Genomic DNA, 17379 nt, shown 5'->3' on the forward strand with positions numbered 1-17379 from the left:
GAAACAGGGCTTGTTCAAAATCATAGAATTGGAGCGGTTTTTCGCGAATGAACAAAGCCTTAGAAATAAAAAATTTGGTGAAGACCTATGCCGGAGGGGTGCAGGCCTTAAAAGGGATCGATCTGACTGTGGACGAAGGTGACTTTTTTGCCCTTTTAGGTCCGAACGGCGCGGGGAAGTCCACTACGATCGGTATACTCAGTTCCCTAGTAAATAAAACTTCCGGAGATGTGAAAATTTACGGAGCCGATATAGACACGGAACTTACATTAGCAAAGTCTTATATTGGAGTGGTTCCCCAAGAATTTAATTTTAATATTTTCGAAAGAGTGGAACATATTGTCATCAACCAAGGAGGATATTACGGTCTTTCCAGAAAGGTGGCAGTCGAAAGAACTCATAAGTATTTAAGCCAACTAGGGCTGTACGAAAAAAGAAAGGAAGGTGCAGGTAGACTTTCCGGGGGAATGAAAAGAAGGCTCATGATCGCAAGAGCCCTAGTCCATAATCCAAAGGTTTTGATCCTGGATGAACCGACTGCGGGAGTGGATATAGAATTCAGACGTTCTCTTTGGGACTTCCTAGTCAAATTGAACGAATCAGGGATCACGATCATTCTCACCACACATTACTTGGAAGAAGCAGAGAATCTTTGTAAGAAGATAGCAATCATCGACCAAGGAAAGATCGTAGAGAATACTTCCATGAAGGAACTTCTAGTAAAACTGGATACACAGACGTTCGTGTTGGACCTAAAACAACCTGTTACTTCTCCAATTGATCTGAACGGATTTCATTTAAATAAAATAGATGATCTTACCTTGGAAGTGGATATAGGAAAGAATAATTCATTAAATGACCTCTTCCGTCTTTTAGATAGAAGCGGAATACAAATATCAAGTATGAGAAACAAATCCAATCGATTGGAGGAATTATTTTTGAAACTGGTGGAGAAAAAATTATGAACTTCCAAGAAAAATTTAACGCGTTCTCCACTATCGTTCGCAAAGAAACAGTTCGTATTCTAAGAATCTGGATCCAAACATTGATTCCTCCAGGCATTACAATTTCCTTATACTTTCTGATCTTCGGAAAATTAGTTGGCTCTCAAATCGGAGATGTCGGAGGTCATACCTATATCCAGTTTATCGTTCCCGGACTTGTGATGATGTCTGTGATACTAAACGCTTACAATAATGTGGTATCTTCTTTTTTTGGAGCAAAATTCGGGAAAAATATAGAAGAACTTTTAGTATCCCCTACGCCTGCGTATTTGATCGTACTTGGATATTCCATAGGTGGAGTGATCCGCGGGGTTTTAGTTGGATTTATCGTAACATTGGTGTCCTTATTCTTCACCGAGCTACGATTATATGATGCAGGGATTGTAATCATCACCGTGGCACTTTCTGCTTTGATGTTCTCTATGGGAGGATTTTTGAATGCACTGTACGCCAAAAAATTCGACGATGTAACCATCATTCCAACATTCATTCTGACTCCTTTGACCTATTTAGGCGGAGTATTCTATTCCATTAAAATGCTTCCCGATGCCTGGCAGATCGTCTCCAAGTTCAATCCTATCCTTTATATGGTGAACGCGTTCCGTTACGGATTTTTAGGAGTCAGCGATATTGATCCTCTAGAGGCAATCGGACTTTTAGTAGTAGGTACCATTCTACTCTATTCCCTCTCCGTATTTTTACTCAGCCGTGGGTACGGAACTAGGACTTAAAACTTATGCAAGATCTGTTTATAGAAATGGAAAAACTTTTGAGAAATGGACTATCTCCTTCCGAATTAAGGATAGAGGATTTTTCGGAACAACATGCAGGTCATTCAGGAAATCCCACTCGCAAAAAAAGAGGGACCCATATCCGGATCTTTATTACAAGTCCGGAGTTCCAAGGGAAATCCCTTTTGGAACAACATAGGTCGGTATACCAAATCATGGACCCATTCCTAAAAGAATGGGGTGTCCACGCGCTAGAATTAAAGACCTCTATTCCATAGAAAAAAGATTGTCCAGGAAGAGATTCTAAAAAGAGCTGATAGTATTAGAGTCTAAGATATAACAGATGACTGTCCAAGAAATCCAGGAAAAAATCCAAGCGGGACTTCCGGGCTCGGAAGTAGAGATCCAAGATCCGTACAATGATGGAGTACATATTAAAGCGATCGTAAAGTTTTCCGGATTTGCCGGAAAGTCCATCGTGGAACAACACAGAATGGTGTACGCCACTTTAAAGCACGAATTGAAGGCAGAAGTGCATGCTTTAGGACTGGAAACCAAGGTATCATAAATAAATAACAGATAGGAACAAGTATCATGGATAAAGAATTACAAGATAAGATCGAAGGACTGATCGCTTCTAAAAAAATATTTCTGTTTATGAAGGGAACCCCTGACGCTCCTATGTGCGGTTTTTCCGCGGGAGTGACTAATGTTCTGAGAAGTCTTGGCGCGGATTATAACTCATTTAACGTTCTTTCAGACATAGGCGTACGAGAAGGGATCAAAGAATTCGCAAACTGGCCTACCATCCCTCAGTTATACATTGACGGAGAGTTTATAGGTGGTCACGATATAGTCGTGGAAATGGCAAAAAGCGGAGAACTACAAAAAAAGATCGGTGCTTAATATGATGAAACTCTTCCAATACGATACTTGTCCCTACTGCGCTTTTGTTCGTGGCCATTTTTCCGAAATGGGCCTGAAAGAAGGCAAGGACTACGAATTGGTAGAGGCAAGTAAGGGCACGCCGGGCAGAGAGGAAGTCCTACGTTTGGGAGGACTTTCTCAGGTTCCCTTCTTGATAGACGGTGATATCAAAATGTACGAGTCCAGAGATATTGTGGACTATGTAAAAAGTAAGATACAAAAATTAGGAACGGTAACCTAACACGTCCAAAATTTTTTCCCCCACTCTTCTATTCTTACCCGAATAGGGATAATTATGAATATATAATACTGGATTGAAGTTTAATTCCAAGATCCTGTAATCTCCTTCAGACTCTAGATCTTTTACAATGATATCCACACCACAAATCTTTGCTTCGACTGCTTTTGCAGCTTCCACTGCTAACCTTTTATAGGAAGAATGTGCAATATCAGTCACATCTACTGAATCTCCACCAGTACTGATATTCGAGTTTTTGCGTACAAAAACTTTTTCGCCTGCAGCCGGGATAAATTCAGGAGTTTTTCCTGACTCTTTTAAAACGTTTATCTCGGTATCGTCCAATCGGATCTTTTCCAAAGGAGTAACATGCCCCACTCCTCTTCGGAGATCGGAGTTTTTCTCTTCAATTAGTTCTCGGATCGTCTTCTTTCCGTCACCGGTTATATTCGCAGGAATACGATTACAGACCGCCACACATTCATTTCCAATCACTAAAAATCTATATTCGTTTCCTTCCGCAAATTCCTCGACAATGGCAGTTTCGGAAAATCCAAGTGCAATTTCCAAGGCCTTCTTCTTTTCTTCAGTGGAAGAAGAGGATGGAAGAATACTAATCCCAATCCCAAAATTGGTAGTAACAGGTTTTACCACCATTTTCCTATCCGAGTTTTTATTTAAGAATTCCAACCCGGAGTTCAGATCAGAAACTGCGATCCCTTTTGGCACAAGTATATTTGATTCTTCTAAAATACGTTTCGTAATGGTTTTATTCTCCATCACCAAAAAAGTCATATAGGAATCTAATTCAGTTTTGGATGCTTCTTTTACGAGCCTAGTGACCCCTTGGCCTTTCAGGCGAATAAAATGGCTGGGGCGATCTAAAACTTCCACTTCTAATCCTAGATTGAGTGCGTCTCGGATCACAATCTGAGTGGAAATTTCCAGATCCTCGAATCCTTTTAGGATGAATTCATTCGGATCTAGTTTTTGTCCCGGTTCCAGTTTATATTTCAATGGTTGCAGATCCTTGCAGTAGGATTCTTTTTTACTTTTTCGGATTCTTCTATTTTTACTTTTTCTGCTATAGACTTTTGCACTTCTTTGGCAAACATATTAAATTTTCCTGGAGTGAGTTCCATCTGAGATTGGATTCTATAGTTTTCTTTAGCCAAATGGATCCCTAGGTCCCTAAACTCCCAATCTTCCGTTATTATACGATTCATTAACTTTCCGGAAGGAGTACACGAAGCATCTTCCCAACGTTTATTCATTACGTTTAAAATTTCTTGGTAGAATCTTTTTCCGGTGTGGCGATCCAATTCCTCCGCAATAGGTAAAAGGCTTTGAGTGAATTCTTTTCCTCTAGTTAGAAAATCTTGTTCTTCTCCATCGTCCCCTAAAACTTTTAAGCCGGGTTTTCTTCCTTCCCATATGATTCGTTTTGTATTTTCTCTTAACTTCAGTTTTTCCTTTTGGTCTATGGATTTACTTTCCTTTAACAAGCCGTCGAGTAGTACCATTTGTATATAGCCTAGGCTCGGCTTATGAATCCCTGTAGGAGATTCAGGTTGGAGGTCCAAACAACGAATCTCGATATACTGGATCCCTCTACTTTGGAGCGCATCTAAAGGTCTTTCGTCATTTTTAGGGATTTGTTTTGGCCTGATCGGCGAATAAAATTCATTCTCTATCTGCAGATAATGGTCGTTGAGCTGATTTGGAATTCCACCAAATGGCTGGTATTTAGGATAAGGAGTACTAACAGCGTAACACATCCCATCAATATATTCCTTTAAAGAATTATAATTGATAGGAAGTTCGTCTTGGACCTTGCTTGTATACCCGATCTCGCTCATTCTTAAAGAAGTAGCATAAGGAGCATAATAAGTATGATTCTTATGTTTTACGAATGGAAAATCGCTAGGCACAGGTAAGAACGTTTCGTCAAAAACAGGAGTTGCTCCTGTTAAATATAAAATCTCAGGAACTCTTCTCATAAAATTCCGAGTTACAGAAAGATATAATTCCGAAATTTCCTCTTTTGTAAATGCGTGGATTTCTTTTCCTAAAATTTGTTTCAAGAACAGATTTGAAAAAGAAAAATTATAATGAACACCGGAGATGGTCTGCATCCTTCTTCCATAACGAAGGCCCAACCCATTTCGATAGACTGTTTTCCATTCTCCCGAAAAAGAATGACCATACTGCCCGAGAGGAATGTCCTTATCTTCTTTAGGAAGAATAGGAGGCATACTGAATGGCCAGATCCACTCTTCTTTCAAATGCCTCGACGTAAAAATATGCAGATCTTGTAATTCTCTTACAATGGCCTCGATTCGAGGTCTTGGATTTGTAGCAAATTCAAGTTGGGGTTCAGAAAAATCAGTCTTGATAAAATGGTTGGTAAGACTGGAACCTAAGGTTTCCGGATGAGGAGTAGTAGAAATTCTCCCGTCGAAAAATATGCGCATACTTTCCTTTTCCAAACCGTGTTTTGCTTTTACAGCATGACGTAGATTTGGAAAGACCGGGGTTTTGGCGGATCGATTCATTTTATATTCCTAACACTTTTTTTAATATTATTCTCCCAAAGGGATTCCATCTCCCCTTGGATCCGCGGCACCGTACAATGTTCCATTTTCTCTTTTTACGCAGAATAATTTTGCCATATTATTTCCAAGCCGGACTTCATGTTTTTTGGCCTTCAGTTGGTTGAATGTAGCAGTATCCGTTGCAGCCCCTTCTATAGAAAGTGCGTCGGGAAAAAACTGATGATGAATTCTTCCTCTTGCAACGGACTCATATAATGTAAGATTAAGATCTAAACTAAACAGTATAGATTGTAAAACAGCATTTACTATATAAGACCCGCCAGGTGCACCTGTGACTAAAAATGTCTCTCCATTTTTTAAAACGATCGTAGGAGACATGGAACTCAAAGGTGTTTTTCCAGGCTGGATAGAATTCGCCTCTGCCCCAATGAGACCATATACGTTAGGCTCTCCAGGAGAACGACTAAAATCATCCATTGTATCATTCAGAACAAAACCATATCCATCCAAAACTACGGCTGCACCAAATCTATAATTGATAGAATGTGTGGTAGAAACAGCATTCCCTTCCGCATCCACGACTGAGATATGAGTGGTCTGTGGAGATTCCGCTTTTAAGTTCAATCTACTTAAGTATGTGGAACTAGGAGTGGCCTTCCCAGGATTGAAGTCCGAAATTTTCTCTTTGGCATATTCGGAAGAAATTAATGTATCCACTGGGATCTTTGTAAATCCCGGATCTCCGCCGAGAACGGCCCGATCAGAATACCCTCTTCTCATAACTTCTGCCAAGAAATGATAATAATCACTCTGGGAAAAATCGAACATGGAGTGTAACTCTTTTGTTTCCAGCATCTTTAACATAGTGAAAAGATGAACTCCGGAAGAAGGAGGAAACATGGTTTGAATATTATAATTTCTGTAAATGATCTCTAAAGGTTTTTCTTCTTTTACTCTATAATTTTTCAGATCATTAAAATGAATAGCGCCGCCATTTGCGGAAACTTCTGCCGAGAGTGCTTTTGCGATCTCCCCCGTATAAAAATCCTTGTCTCCCGTTTCAGAAATGACCTTAAGAGTTTTTGCGAGATCTTTCTGGACTAGTATATCTCCGGACTCAGGGATTTTTCCGCCTGGTATAAAGATCTTCTTCATTCCAGGACTCATGTCTTTCTCCGATTCTTGGATTGCTTCTGAAAGATCCGGATATACGATAAATCCTTCTTCTGCCAATCGGATCGCAGGGGCCAAAACATCTTTTAAGGGAAGTTTACCGAACTTTTTTTGGATTTGCACAAGGCCGGCCACCATACCAGGAACACCTACGGATTTGTAACCGAGTAAGGATTCTTCCTTAGGACGTCCTTTATACATATTACGATTTGCTAAAGAAGGCGCTCTCTCTCTAAAATCGAAAGCGTATGATTTTCCGGATTTAGCGTGATGATAGACTAAAAATCCACCACCGCCAATCCCTGTGGAAGAAGGTCGGGTAACGGAAACTGCAAAGGAAGAAGCGACAGCCACATCGATTGTGTTCCCTCCCTTTTTATAAATTTCCAGTCCAACCTTGGAAGCGTCGACCGAATCCGTAGATATCATAATCTTCTTGGATTCTGCAAATAGAGTGTTTGGATCTATCCCGAACTTAGGAGCCACAAGGTTCTGGGTAGAAACTTCTCTTCCTTCGATGAATAGTACATTCTTCTTGCAAGCACCAAAAACAAGAAGAACTAGAATGGAAAATATGAGGAAACTTTTGGGACTAGGTCTAACCGTTCTAAAAGACATTATTTTTCTCTAGAACGGAAGACTAATTTCAGTTCCTCGTTTTGTATTTCCAAATTCACATCCCCGCCGTTTTTTAATTCTCCAAACAGGATCTCTTCCGAGAGTTTTTTGGAAATATTGGAATCTATCCACCTTTGGACCGGCCTTGCCCCGAAAAGAGGATCATAGGATTTTTTTGCGATCCAAATTAGAACTTCTTCTCCATAATGAAGTTGGATACTTTTCTCTTTTAATCTGGTTTCCAGAAGTTCCAATTGTTTACGAACCACTTTAGAAACTGTGCCTTCATCCAAAGAAGAGAATTCAATGATCGCAGTAAGCCTATTTCTAAACTCTGGAGAAAATTGCTTTTCGATAGCCTTTAATCCTCTGTCAACCAAAGCAGTATTATCGAATCCTAATGGATTAGAAGCTCTTTCTCTTGCACCTGTATTTGTGGTCATGATCAGAATCACTTGTTTGAAATCTGCTTTTCTACCGTTATTATCAGTTAGAGTTGCGTGGTCCATGATCTGCAAAAGGATATTATAAATATCTTCATGAGCTTTCTCGATCTCATCCAATAGAAGAACACAATGTGGAGTGCGAACGATCGCATCCGTCAATTGGCCTCCCTGCTCGAAACCCACGTAACCAGGAGGAGAGCCGATCAGTCTGGAAACTGTATGTTTCTCCATATATTCGCTCATATCAAATCTGATAAATTCCACTCCCAGGATAGCCGCGAGTTGTTTGGACAATTCGGTTTTTCCTACACCCGTAGGGCCTGCAAACAAGAAGGAACCCACAGGTTTTCCCGGCTCGGATAATCCACTTCTGGAAAGTCGGATTGCTTGTACCAGTTCTATTACTGCCTGGTCCTGGCCGTAAATTTTACGTTTTAATTCTTCGTCTAGGTTTTTGAGTTTCTCTCTATCGTCCGCCTTAACCGTGCGTGGAGGAATTTTAGAAATTTTTGCTACAAGTTCCTCTATCTCTTTTACGCTCACGATTTTTGACTTAGAACTTTCTCTCAGTTTTACTTTTGCGCCCGCTTCGTCTATGAGATCGATTGCCTTGTCGGGAAGTTTACGATCTAAGATATAACGTTCTGCGAGTTTTGCCGCTTCTTCTACCGCCCCCGAAGAATATTTTACGGAGTGAAATTGTTCGTATTTAGGAAGAAGTCCTTTTAAAATCTGGATGGTCTCTTCTACACTCGGCTCGTTTACTTCTAATTTTTGGAATCTTCTAGACAAAGCATGATCTTTTTCGAAGATCGCTTTATATTCCTTATATGTTGTAGTTCCAATACAACGAAGCTCTCCGTTAGAAAGTGCAGGTTTCAAAAGGTTAGAAGCATCCAAGGACCCACCAGAAACTGCACCGGCACCTATGATGGTATGGATCTCATCCACAAATAGTACATTATCCGGGTCGGAAGAAATTGCCTGAACAACATTCTTCAGTCTTTCTTCGAATTCTCCTCGGAACTTGGTTCCCGCAAGAAGAAGTCCCATATCCAAGGAATATACTTTCGTATTCTTTAATACATCCGGAACCTTTCCGTTTACGATCTGAAGAGCAAGTCCCTCTACGATTGCGGTTTTTCCGACTCCTGCATCTCCTACGAAGATTGGATTATTCTTTCTTCTTCTTGCAAGAATATGGATCGTTCTTTCAATCTCTTCTGCTCTTCCAACCAAAGGATCTAATTTTCCTAGGCTTGCTTTTTCAGTCAGATTCACACAGAAATCGGATAAAGGGTCCCCACTTTGTTTTTTGGAAGATTCGTCGGTAGAATTTCCTTCACCCACCTTCTCTCCTGATTTTTTGATCCCATGAGAAATATAACGTACCACATCGAAGCGGGAAATATCCTGTCTTCCTAAGAAAAAGACTGCATGAGATTGATCTTCTCTAAACAAGGAGGCGAGTACATAACCACCGTCCAATTTTTTCTTTTCGGTGGACTGAACATGAAATGCGGCTAATTGAAGGACTCTTTGTGCACCTATCGTATATTCAGGTTCGATCTCTCCGAATGTTTCAGGAACCGACTCCATTTCAGTATCTAAATATTCTTTTAACTCAGAACGTAACTGGTCTAGATCTGCTCCGCAGGCAAGAAGCACTTCTGCCCCGACTGGATCGTAAGTTAAGGAAAGAAGGATATGCTCAAGAGTGATATATTCATTTCTTCTTTTGAGGGCTTCTGTTCTTGCTTGGTTAAGAGATTTTTCCAGTTCTTCGGATAAGGTCATGATTCTTCCCCCTCTTCTATTTCCATCTGGCAATGCAAAGGATGTCCATGTTCCTCTGCGAGCATATGAGTTTCGTTCACTTTTGTTCTGGCAACGTCATGAGAATAGACTCCACAAAGAGCCTTTCCGGTCGTATGTGCCTGTAGCATAATTTGCTCGCTCTCGACCTGGGTTCTATAAAATACAACTCTTAAGATCCAAACCACAAATTCCATCGGAGTATAATCATCGTTCAAGATCACTACTCTGTATTTAGCTGGTTTTTTAAGTTTCAGTTTCTCTTTGGTGAGAACCTGTTCTTCGGTCTTTAAATCACTCATTGTTCTTCGGATTCTCCCCGTAGGGCCTCGTCCTTCAATGGAGAAGAAAGATTGGTTTCCTTTATCATTTCTTGCATATGCATTCTTTCGCTTTCTAAAAAACGTTCAATCGCATTTCGAGCCTGGTCATGGAAAATGAAATGAGAACTATAAGTAGGAACGGCGGGAAATCCTCTTAAAAACTTCTGTTCTCCCTGAGCGCCTGCTTCAAAAATTTCAAAACCATTCTTGATCGCATATTCAATAGGAGCATAATAACAACATTCAAAATGTAAAAAAGGATAATGTGAAGAAGATCCCCAATATCTACCGTACAATTTCTTTCCTTTTTTCAGATTGAATGTGCCGCCTATCGTGTCTCCGTCCTTCTCAGCTAAAAATAATACCAGATTTTGGGAAAATTTCTCCAAAATGATTTTAAAAAATTTACGATTTAAATAAGGAGATCCCCATTTTCTGGAATAGGTCTCCGTATAAAAAGTATAGATGGAATCCATATCTTTTTCGGAAATTTCCTTATCTTCTTTACATAAAATCTTGATCCCTGATTCTTTAATGGTCTCTCTTTCTTTTTTGATCTGTATCCTTTTCTTAGATCTAAAATCTCCTAAAAAATTTTCAAAACCTGTATAACCTCTATTCTTCCAATGGAATTGGTGAGTGATCCGAGTGGCAAATCCCCTTTTTTCCAAGGCCTTAGCTTCTTCTTCCTCTAAAAAAAGAAAATGGATGCCCGAGAGTCCTTCTGCTTTCGCGTTTTCTAATAGAGGTGGAAGTAGGAGATCCAACGCTTCTTCTGCAGATACATTATTTCTTCTTAAAATTTTCTTACCGTTCACAGGAGTGAATGGATAAGCAACAAGACCTTTAGGATAATAAGAAAGTCCGTTCTGAGAGAAAAAATTTGCCCAAGAATGATCGAAAATATACTCACCGTAAGAATCATACTTATGATAAAAAGGAAGAGAAGAATGTATTCCCTTCTCGTCTTCCGCTATCCAATACTCAGGATGCCAACTGGTCCTTCCGCCTACACAGGAAGAAAGTTCTAGAGAATATAAAAACTCATGATTCGAAAAAGGATTTTCTGGATCTCCTAAAAGATTCCATTCCTCCGCAGAAATTTCATTTAGAGAGGATATCCTGGAGATCTGCGTTTTATTGGGCATTTTCTATTTCTTGGACGTCTTGGAGCCTTCTATCGTTCTCTCAGACTCCGAAAAAAATCGTTTCAACTTTTCCAGAGAACGATGGACGATCACTTTTACGTTCGATTCTGAAAGACCAGTGGTTTCGGAAATCTCTCTAACGGATTTTCCCTCCAGTTTTGCCATGGTCAGGATCTTTCTTTGTCTGGGTTCTAAGACGTTTAGCCAGGATTCCAGTCCTTGTTGGACTTCCCACCGATCCTCTATCGAAATTTTTTCCTCCTGGGCAAAACCTTCCATTTCCGTGGAAACCATTCTGTCTCTGGTCCCCTTCCTGCGGATATAGTCTATGGTCTTGTATCTGGCGATGGAGAAAAACCAAGGCGCAAAGGGTTTATCCCTTCTATAAGTAGCCCTGGCCTTATGGATACCGATCAAAATATCCTGAATCAGATCCTCTCTATCTTCCTTGTCACGAACCTTGGAGCTTAAATGATTGTTTAAAATTTCCCTGCATTTGGAAAGTAGGAGTTCATATTCCTTGGAATCTCCTTCCTGGGACATGCGCATTCTTTCCGAAAGAATTTGCCAGATATCTTGCTTTTCCGCCATGTAACCTTATGCAGTTTGACTCGAATAGATTAATGAGTCGTATAAAGAAAGCTATTGGACTGGATTTTTTAAGGATGTCCAATCTTTCTTACACCTATGCGGAAAATCTAAACCAGGAGGAAGTATGTCAAATTCAGAATCGGATAAGACCAAAAAACTGATCCAAACATTAAGTTCCGACCTGGAAAAAGGGAGTCTGAACATTTATACCCTTTTTCTCTCCTGTTTGGGCTTAGTAGTTTTGGCAGTAATCCTGGGTTGGACCGCTTCTAATCTAACTGGCAGGGTGAATGCATTTCCAGGTTGGGGACCTGAGCCAATATTGCTATTAGTCTGGGGAATTTTCTCCGCTTATCTTTTCTGTAAACTTGCCTTTCCTGAGGAAACTTCTAGTTGGATCTTTTGGGCGGCAGGTGTTTCCCTATTCGCTTGGATCGTACTAGTACTAAGTCGGTTATTTACGGAAGAAGTTCCTACCCATATTCATCTAGGTCTCTGTCCTGCAATTATTATGAGCACTTCGATTCTATTGGGAGGAGGTGCTTGGTTTCTTTTAAAAAATACGGCGAGTTCCCGTCCGGGGCTTTCCGGATTTCTATTCTTAAATCTTTTATTAGCAAGTTCCAATTTATGCCTGAAGTTCGTATGCTCCGTTCAAGATCCTTCCCATATTTTGATCTCTCACCTTGCATTCACTTTGGTTTGGATCGGGGTTTTATATATTCCGATCCGAAAAAAATTCAGTTGGTAGGTTTTAGTCTAAAAACTCCCAAGCGGTCCTGAGTTCTCCGGCCAATTCTACCGTTTCGAGTAAGTCTTTAAAAAATTCGTTCTGTCCAAGGGTGGAACCGTCGCCTACCATCACTAAAAGTTTTTTGGCTCTAGTCATTCCCACATTCCATCTTCTGGTCTCGGCCAAAAATCCGATCTGACCTTCCGGATTGGAACGGACCAAACTAAAAATCACTGCATCAGATTCTCTTCCTTGGAAAGAATCTACAGTCTCTACTTCTAACAGAGAAGAATGCTCCGGGATAATTTCCTCTAATTTTCGTTTTAGTAGATATCTTTGGTATCTATAGGGAGAAAGTAAGATCAGATTTTTAGGATCCCATCCGGAATCCAAAATTCTTTTTACGATGTTCACTGTAAATTCTGCTTCCCAAGGATTTCCCAAACTTCCTTCCGAATTTTCTTCCGCGCTATCCGTTCCGGAACTATCCAAAAATACCAAACTAGAACCGAACGGTTCTCCAGAATCAAAGGGAATTTTTTCTCTAAGGTTTTGTTCTAGTCCTGACTTCAATCGATCCCCGTAAAACTTACGGTTCGGAAATGTCTGGATCGGATCGGTCATCCTATACTGAGTGTCCAATAGAAATATTCTTTCTTTGTCTTGGAAAACAGGAAGAAGCCTCTCCATTAAGGAAACCTTAAGTAATGGATCCTCGGAAATCACAGTAGGAGGAAGCTGGAATGGATCTCCTGCAATTACAAATCTTTCTGCTTTTAAAATAGGGATCCAGGAAGAAGGTTCTATAGCCTGGCTGCCCTCGTCTAGGATCGCATAATCGAAATCTAAATTATGAAGTTGGTAAGAAGAAGCTCCGGTATGTGTACATACGATTACCGGATGGGACTCCAACAGATACCGGATCAGGACCTTCTGTCTTTCTTTAATACTTTTTCGAAGTGCGTCTGCTTCTTTATAAAGACTTCTTCTTTCTTCCGCTTCTTGTTTGCCGAAACTTCTTTTGTATTTGCGGGCCTTCTTCAATAACTCTTGGACTTCTTTCCTGTCCCTTTCTATTAGCTTCGCTTCCGGAGAATGATTTAATTTCATCTCCAAAGAATTTTGAATAATATCGGGATGCATTCGAGCGGGATGACCAATCCTTAAAACCGGGACCTTCAACTTCTCCAAGGATTCCACGAGTAGATCGGAAGCGGAATTTGTAGGGGCAGAAGCAAGAATCCTTTTCCCATCGGAAGCCAAGAGTCGGATTGCTTCTACGATCGTTTTGGTCTTACCGGTTCCGGGAGGACCGTGGACTAAAATAAAATCTTCCGTTTGTAAAATTGCGGAAACCGCTCTCTTTTGGGAATCATTCAGAGTATCCGGAAGATTGGGAAGAGGTTTAAAATTCGGTTTAGATACTTCTAATTGATTGGAAAATAGATCCGCAAAGTATTTTTCCCTAGAACCTTTTTTAGCAGAAATGACTTTTTCAAGTGCACGGTCCCACTCTTTAAAACTTGTCTCGTCCGGAAGGATCTCCAGCGCAAGTTTACCCTCTTCTACCCAGTCCGGGACTTCTTCCATATACACCAGGTACGAATCCTCTTGAGCTTTCAGTAGAACCGAGATATATTCTTCTGATTCTTTTACGATACGTACAGGCGTGCCTGGTCTGAATAGTTCCGGAATATTTTTGGACTTTGTGGATTTAAGTAAAACTTTCCAATTCCCGTCGGCACCGAGTTCTGCGTCTTCGAATACTAAAGGAAATACGGTGAATCCATCTTGGACTCTTTTGTTCAGATCAGAAGAAGAAATCTCTTCCTTATACTTATCAAGCTCCGCCTTTCTTTCTTTTTTTAAAGATTCACGTAAGGCGGAATAATAAGATTCTTCCATTCCAATTAGAGTCGGTCAGGAGAAAGTACTACGATCTTATAGCTGGGAGTTTTTTGATCTTCTCTAGTAGGAAGACTTTCCGCATAATGAATTGCGGAAGCAAGTGTGGTCCCGGTAGTCAGTCCTGCAAAAATCCCTTCTTTTTGGTAAAGTTCCGATTGGTACCGAAGTGCCTCGTCTCGATCCACTCCAATGTACTGGTCAGTCACTTTTGGATCGAAGGACTCAGGAAGTCTGATCCCTGAATCTCCCTGTACCATTTTGCGAATGAAGCGGGAATTTTTACTCACTCCCATAATGACTCTTAGAGAAGGTTTTTTACTTTTTAAATATCTTCCTACACCGGAAAGAGTTCCGCCAGATCCTCCTCCCGCAACAAATGCATCTACATTCCCAGCAAGATCTCTCCAGATCTCAGGCCCAGTAAATAAGAAATGTGCATTCGTATTTGCCATGTCCTTGAATTCATTCAAGATCACGCTATTTTTCTCTTTATCTTTGGCTGCCTTTGCAGTTTCTAAAAGAGAATCGTCCCAGTTACCTTTTGCAAGCTGGACCACTTCTACCAATGCACCGTAGGATTTTAATTCTTTGATCTTTTCCTGATCCGTATCGGGAGCCAAAAATACCTTGAACTTGTATTGGCGAAGAGTAGAGATCCAGGCTAAAGAAATTGCAGTAGTATTATACCCCGCTTGGAAAATAGAACCGCCTGGTTTTAGCTCTCCTCTTCTTTCTGCGGCAAGCACCATAGAAAGTGCAGTCCTATCTTTTACACTTCCGGTAGGATTGCAGAATTCTGCCTTGAGATAAATTTCTACATTCGGGATATGAGAACCGATTTGGTTGAGTCGAATCAGAGGAGTGTTTCCGATCATTTGGAGAACATTCTCCTTGATCGGCTTTGCTACACTAAGTTCCCGTCCAAATGTGTTTTGGACAGTATTCAAAGCCCCAAGAAGGCTATTGCCGAATTCATCGATGGAACGGGAAATTTCGTCGAACATAGTCTTCTAGGGTCCTGTGATCTATTTAGAAAATTACTTATGAGAAGCGTACAACCAAGGAACGTCTTTTCGATTTTTCTCTTCGTAAGTAGAGATCTCTGCTGCATGCTGCAAAGTTAAACCGATATCGTCCAAACCGTTGAACAAACAATACTTACGGAAAGAGTCCACTTCGAAACTGTATACGTTTCCGGAAGGACTGATCACATTCTGTTTGTCCAGATCGATCTTAATTTTAGCTCCCGGAGTCTTATCCACGATCTTGAAAATTTCGTCCACTTCTTCCGGCTTTAATACGACCGGAAGCATACCATTTTTGAAGCAGTTATTATAAAAAATATCCGCGTAAGAAGGAGCAATAATCGCTCTAAATCCGTAATCTTCCAATGCCCAAGGAGCATGCTCTCTGGAAGAACCACATCCGAAATTGTCTCTGGTGACAAGGATAGAAGCTCCCTTGTATCTATCAAAATTGAGAGAAAACTCAGGATTTGGTTTGGTTCCCTCATCGTCCAGGTATCTCCAATCGTGGAATAGATGAACACCGAAACCGGTACGTTCAATCTTTTTCAAAAATTGTTTCGGGATGATAGCGTCCGTATCTATATTAGGGCGATCAATTAAGACCGCTAAACCTTCGTGTTGAGTAAAAGCTTTCATATAAATCCAGGTTCCTTTATTTCCAGTTGCGAATATCTACAAAATGTCCTTCGACCGCAGCTGCAGCAGCCATAGCAGGACCGACTAGATGAGTTCTTCCACCTTTTCCTTGCCTTCCTTCGAAGTTACGATTGGAAGTGGAAGCACATCTGTCTCCAGGTTGTAAAACGTCGTCATTCATAGCAAGACACATGGAACAACCTGGTTGTCTCCACTCGAAGCCTGCTTCTATAAAAATTTTATCCAGTCCTTCTGCTTCCGCTTGGCGTTTCACTCTTCCGGAACCAGGGACTACGATAGCCTGAACCTTATCGGAAACCTTCTTACCTTTTACGGTTGTAGCAGCCACTCTCAAGTCTTCTATCCTGGAGTTTGTGCAAGAACCGATGAAAACCTTATTAACAAAGACATCTTGCATCTTTTGTCCAGGTTTCAGGTCCATATATTTAAGTGCATTTTCGATACTGATCTTTTCTACAGCGTCAGGAGCGTCTTTTGGATCAGGAACGATTCCTGTCACAGGAACAACTTGTCCAGGAGAAGTTCCCCAGGTCACTTGAGGAGCGATCTCTTCTGCTTTTAATACGATACTAGTATCAAATTTTGCTCCATCGTCTGTAACATAACGTTTCCATTTTTGGACGGCCAGATCCCATTCTGCACCTTTAGGTGCGAAATCTTTTCCTTTCAGATAATCAAAAGTGGTTTGGTCCGGAGCGATCAGTCCTGCTCTTGCTCCCGCCTCGATAGACATATTACAAACAGTCATACGAGCTTCCATACTTAAGGAAGAAATTGCGGAACCTCTATATTCGATTACGTATCCTGTTGCTCCACCGGTACCGATTTTTCCGATGATCGCTAGAACGATATCTTTAGCGGTTACATGAGGAGAAAGTTGACCATCTACTCTGATCTCCATTGTTTTTGCTCTTCTTTGCATAAGAGTCTGAGTAGCAAGCACATGCTCTACTTCGGACGTTCCGATTCCGAAAGCTAAAGCACCGAATGCACCGTGAGTAGAAGTATGAGAGTCTCCACAAACGATCGTCATACCTGGATGAGTGAGTCCCATCTCAGGAGCGATCACATGAATGATACCTTGATCCGGATGATTTAGGTCATAAAGAGTAATTCCGTTCTCATTACAATTCTTGATAAGAGTTTTCATCTGGTTCGCAGAGATCGGATCAGCTAATTCCAGGTCACGAATCCGAGTGGAAACGTTATGGTCCATGGTAGCAAAAGTAGCTTCTGGACGTCTTACCTTTCTTGCGGCCATACGAATACCGTCAAAAGCCTGGGGACTCGTTACCTCATGGATCAGATGGCGGTCTATATAAATAAGATAGGACCCTCCGTCCATTTCACTGACCAGATGGTCTTCCCAGATTTTTTCGAACATCGTTTTCATGGTTTGCAGATCCCCCAGGGGGTAATTCAAGAGTAAAGATTAGACTTCCTTGAGGAAGCTCTCTTCCATGCTAAAAATCAGGGGTTTTTCG

Annotated in this window: 18 protein-coding genes; 7 read left to right on the forward strand and 11 right to left on the reverse strand. The window is 40.9% G+C overall.

Annotated features, from left to right (window positions below):
• Positions 1-47: 47 nt before the first annotated feature.
• The 6 genes from CH365_RS01210 to CH365_RS01235 all read left to right on the forward strand — a co-directional run bounded on the left by CH365_RS01210 (position 48) and on the right by CH365_RS01235 (position 2903).
• Positions 48-965: an ABC transporter ATP-binding protein gene (locus tag CH365_RS01210; protein WP_100766784.1), complete on the forward strand. Its 918-nt coding sequence runs from the start codon at positions 48-50 to the stop codon at positions 963-965.
• A complete protein-coding gene (locus CH365_RS01215) occupies positions 962-1735 on the forward strand; it encodes an ABC transporter permease (RefSeq protein WP_100766785.1) in 774 nt (257 codons plus the stop codon). Before CH365_RS01210 ends, CH365_RS01215 begins: the two co-directional genes overlap by 4 nt.
• A gap of 5 nt (positions 1736-1740) precedes the next feature.
• Positions 1741-2013, forward strand: coding sequence for a BolA family protein (locus tag CH365_RS01220; protein WP_100766786.1), 273 nt, complete (start codon positions 1741-1743; stop codon positions 2011-2013).
• A gap of 65 nt (positions 2014-2078) precedes the next feature.
• Entirely contained in the window at positions 2079-2303 is a 225-nt protein-coding gene (locus tag CH365_RS01225) for a BolA/IbaG family iron-sulfur metabolism protein (protein WP_100766787.1), read from the forward strand.
• A gap of 26 nt (positions 2304-2329) precedes the next feature.
• Positions 2330-2641, forward strand: coding sequence for a Grx4 family monothiol glutaredoxin (gene grxD / locus CH365_RS01230; RefSeq protein ID WP_100766788.1), 312 nt, complete (start codon positions 2330-2332; stop codon positions 2639-2641).
• Between the two features lies 1 nt (position 2642).
• The gene (locus tag CH365_RS01235; protein WP_100766789.1) at positions 2643-2903 is read left to right on the forward strand and encodes a glutathione S-transferase N-terminal domain-containing protein; all 261 of its coding nucleotides are present in this window, start codon (positions 2643-2645) and stop codon (positions 2901-2903) included.
• Here the strand turns inward: CH365_RS01235 and gshAB are convergent.
• The 7 genes from gshAB to CH365_RS01270 are packed head-to-tail and all read right to left on the reverse strand — an operon-like array spanning position 2886 to position 11569.
• Positions 2886-3926, reverse strand: a complete 1041-nt coding sequence (gene gshAB / locus CH365_RS01240) for a bifunctional glutamate--cysteine ligase GshA/glutathione synthetase GshB (RefSeq protein ID WP_165782559.1) — start codon at positions 3924-3926, stop codon at positions 2886-2888. The two genes, CH365_RS01235 and gshAB, sit on opposite strands and share 18 nt — an antisense overlap.
• A complete protein-coding gene (gene gshA / locus CH365_RS01245) occupies positions 3914-5455 on the reverse strand; it encodes a glutamate--cysteine ligase (RefSeq protein WP_100766791.1) in 1542 nt (513 codons plus the stop codon). The genes gshAB and gshA overlap by 13 nt, the downstream gene beginning before the upstream one ends.
• A 27-nt stretch (positions 5456-5482) precedes the next feature.
• Complete coding sequence (gene ggt / locus CH365_RS01250) at positions 5483-7246, reverse strand: gamma-glutamyltransferase (RefSeq protein WP_100766792.1); 1764 nt, start codon at positions 7244-7246, stop codon at positions 5483-5485.
• Entirely contained in the window at positions 7246-9489 is a 2244-nt protein-coding gene (clpA, locus tag CH365_RS01255; protein ID WP_100766793.1) for an ATP-dependent Clp protease ATP-binding subunit ClpA, read from the reverse strand. The genes ggt and clpA overlap by 1 nt, the downstream gene beginning before the upstream one ends.
• Positions 9486-9809 carry an ATP-dependent Clp protease adapter ClpS gene (gene clpS / locus CH365_RS01260; RefSeq protein WP_008590347.1) on the reverse strand — a complete coding sequence of 108 codons (324 nt, stop codon included), beginning with the start codon at positions 9807-9809 and terminating at the stop codon, positions 9486-9488. Before clpS ends, clpA begins: the two co-directional genes overlap by 4 nt.
• Positions 9806-10978: a GNAT family N-acetyltransferase gene (locus CH365_RS01265; protein WP_100766794.1), complete on the reverse strand. Its 1173-nt coding sequence runs from the start codon at positions 10976-10978 to the stop codon at positions 9806-9808. Before CH365_RS01265 ends, clpS begins: the two co-directional genes overlap by 4 nt.
• Before the next feature lie 3 nt (positions 10979-10981).
• The gene (locus CH365_RS01270) at positions 10982-11569 is read right to left on the reverse strand and encodes an RNA polymerase sigma factor (RefSeq protein WP_100766795.1); all 588 of its coding nucleotides are present in this window, start codon (positions 11567-11569) and stop codon (positions 10982-10984) included.
• A 124-nt stretch (positions 11570-11693) separates the two neighbouring features.
• Between CH365_RS01270 and CH365_RS01275 the strand changes: the two genes are divergently transcribed.
• Complete coding sequence (locus CH365_RS01275) at positions 11694-12320, forward strand: NrsF family protein (protein WP_100766796.1); 627 nt, start codon at positions 11694-11696, stop codon at positions 12318-12320.
• A gap of 3 nt (positions 12321-12323) precedes the next feature.
• Here the strand turns inward: CH365_RS01275 and CH365_RS01280 are convergent, their stop codons facing one another.
• The 4 genes from CH365_RS01280 to leuC are packed head-to-tail and all read right to left on the reverse strand — an operon-like array spanning position 12324 to position 17288.
• Complete coding sequence (locus CH365_RS01280) at positions 12324-14207, reverse strand: AAA domain-containing protein (RefSeq protein WP_100766797.1); 1884 nt, start codon at positions 14205-14207, stop codon at positions 12324-12326.
• A gap of 5 nt (positions 14208-14212) precedes the next feature.
• On the reverse strand, positions 14213-15214 hold the full coding sequence (locus CH365_RS01285; RefSeq protein ID WP_100766798.1) for a PLP-dependent cysteine synthase family protein: 1002 nt from the start codon (positions 15212-15214) through the stop codon (positions 14213-14215).
• Positions 15215-15247: 33 nt separating this feature from the next.
• Positions 15248-15874, reverse strand: coding sequence for a 3-isopropylmalate dehydratase small subunit (gene leuD, locus CH365_RS01290; RefSeq protein ID WP_100766799.1), 627 nt, complete (start codon positions 15872-15874; stop codon positions 15248-15250).
• Between the two features lie 16 nt (positions 15875-15890).
• Entirely contained in the window at positions 15891-17288 is a 1398-nt protein-coding gene (gene leuC, locus CH365_RS01295) for a 3-isopropylmalate dehydratase large subunit (RefSeq protein WP_100766800.1), read from the reverse strand.
• Between the last annotated feature and the right edge of the window lie 91 nt (positions 17289-17379).

This window comes from Leptospira neocaledonica, from assembly GCF_002812205.1.
Taxonomy (GTDB): domain Bacteria; phylum Spirochaetota; class Leptospiria; order Leptospirales; family Leptospiraceae; genus Leptospira_B; species Leptospira_B neocaledonica.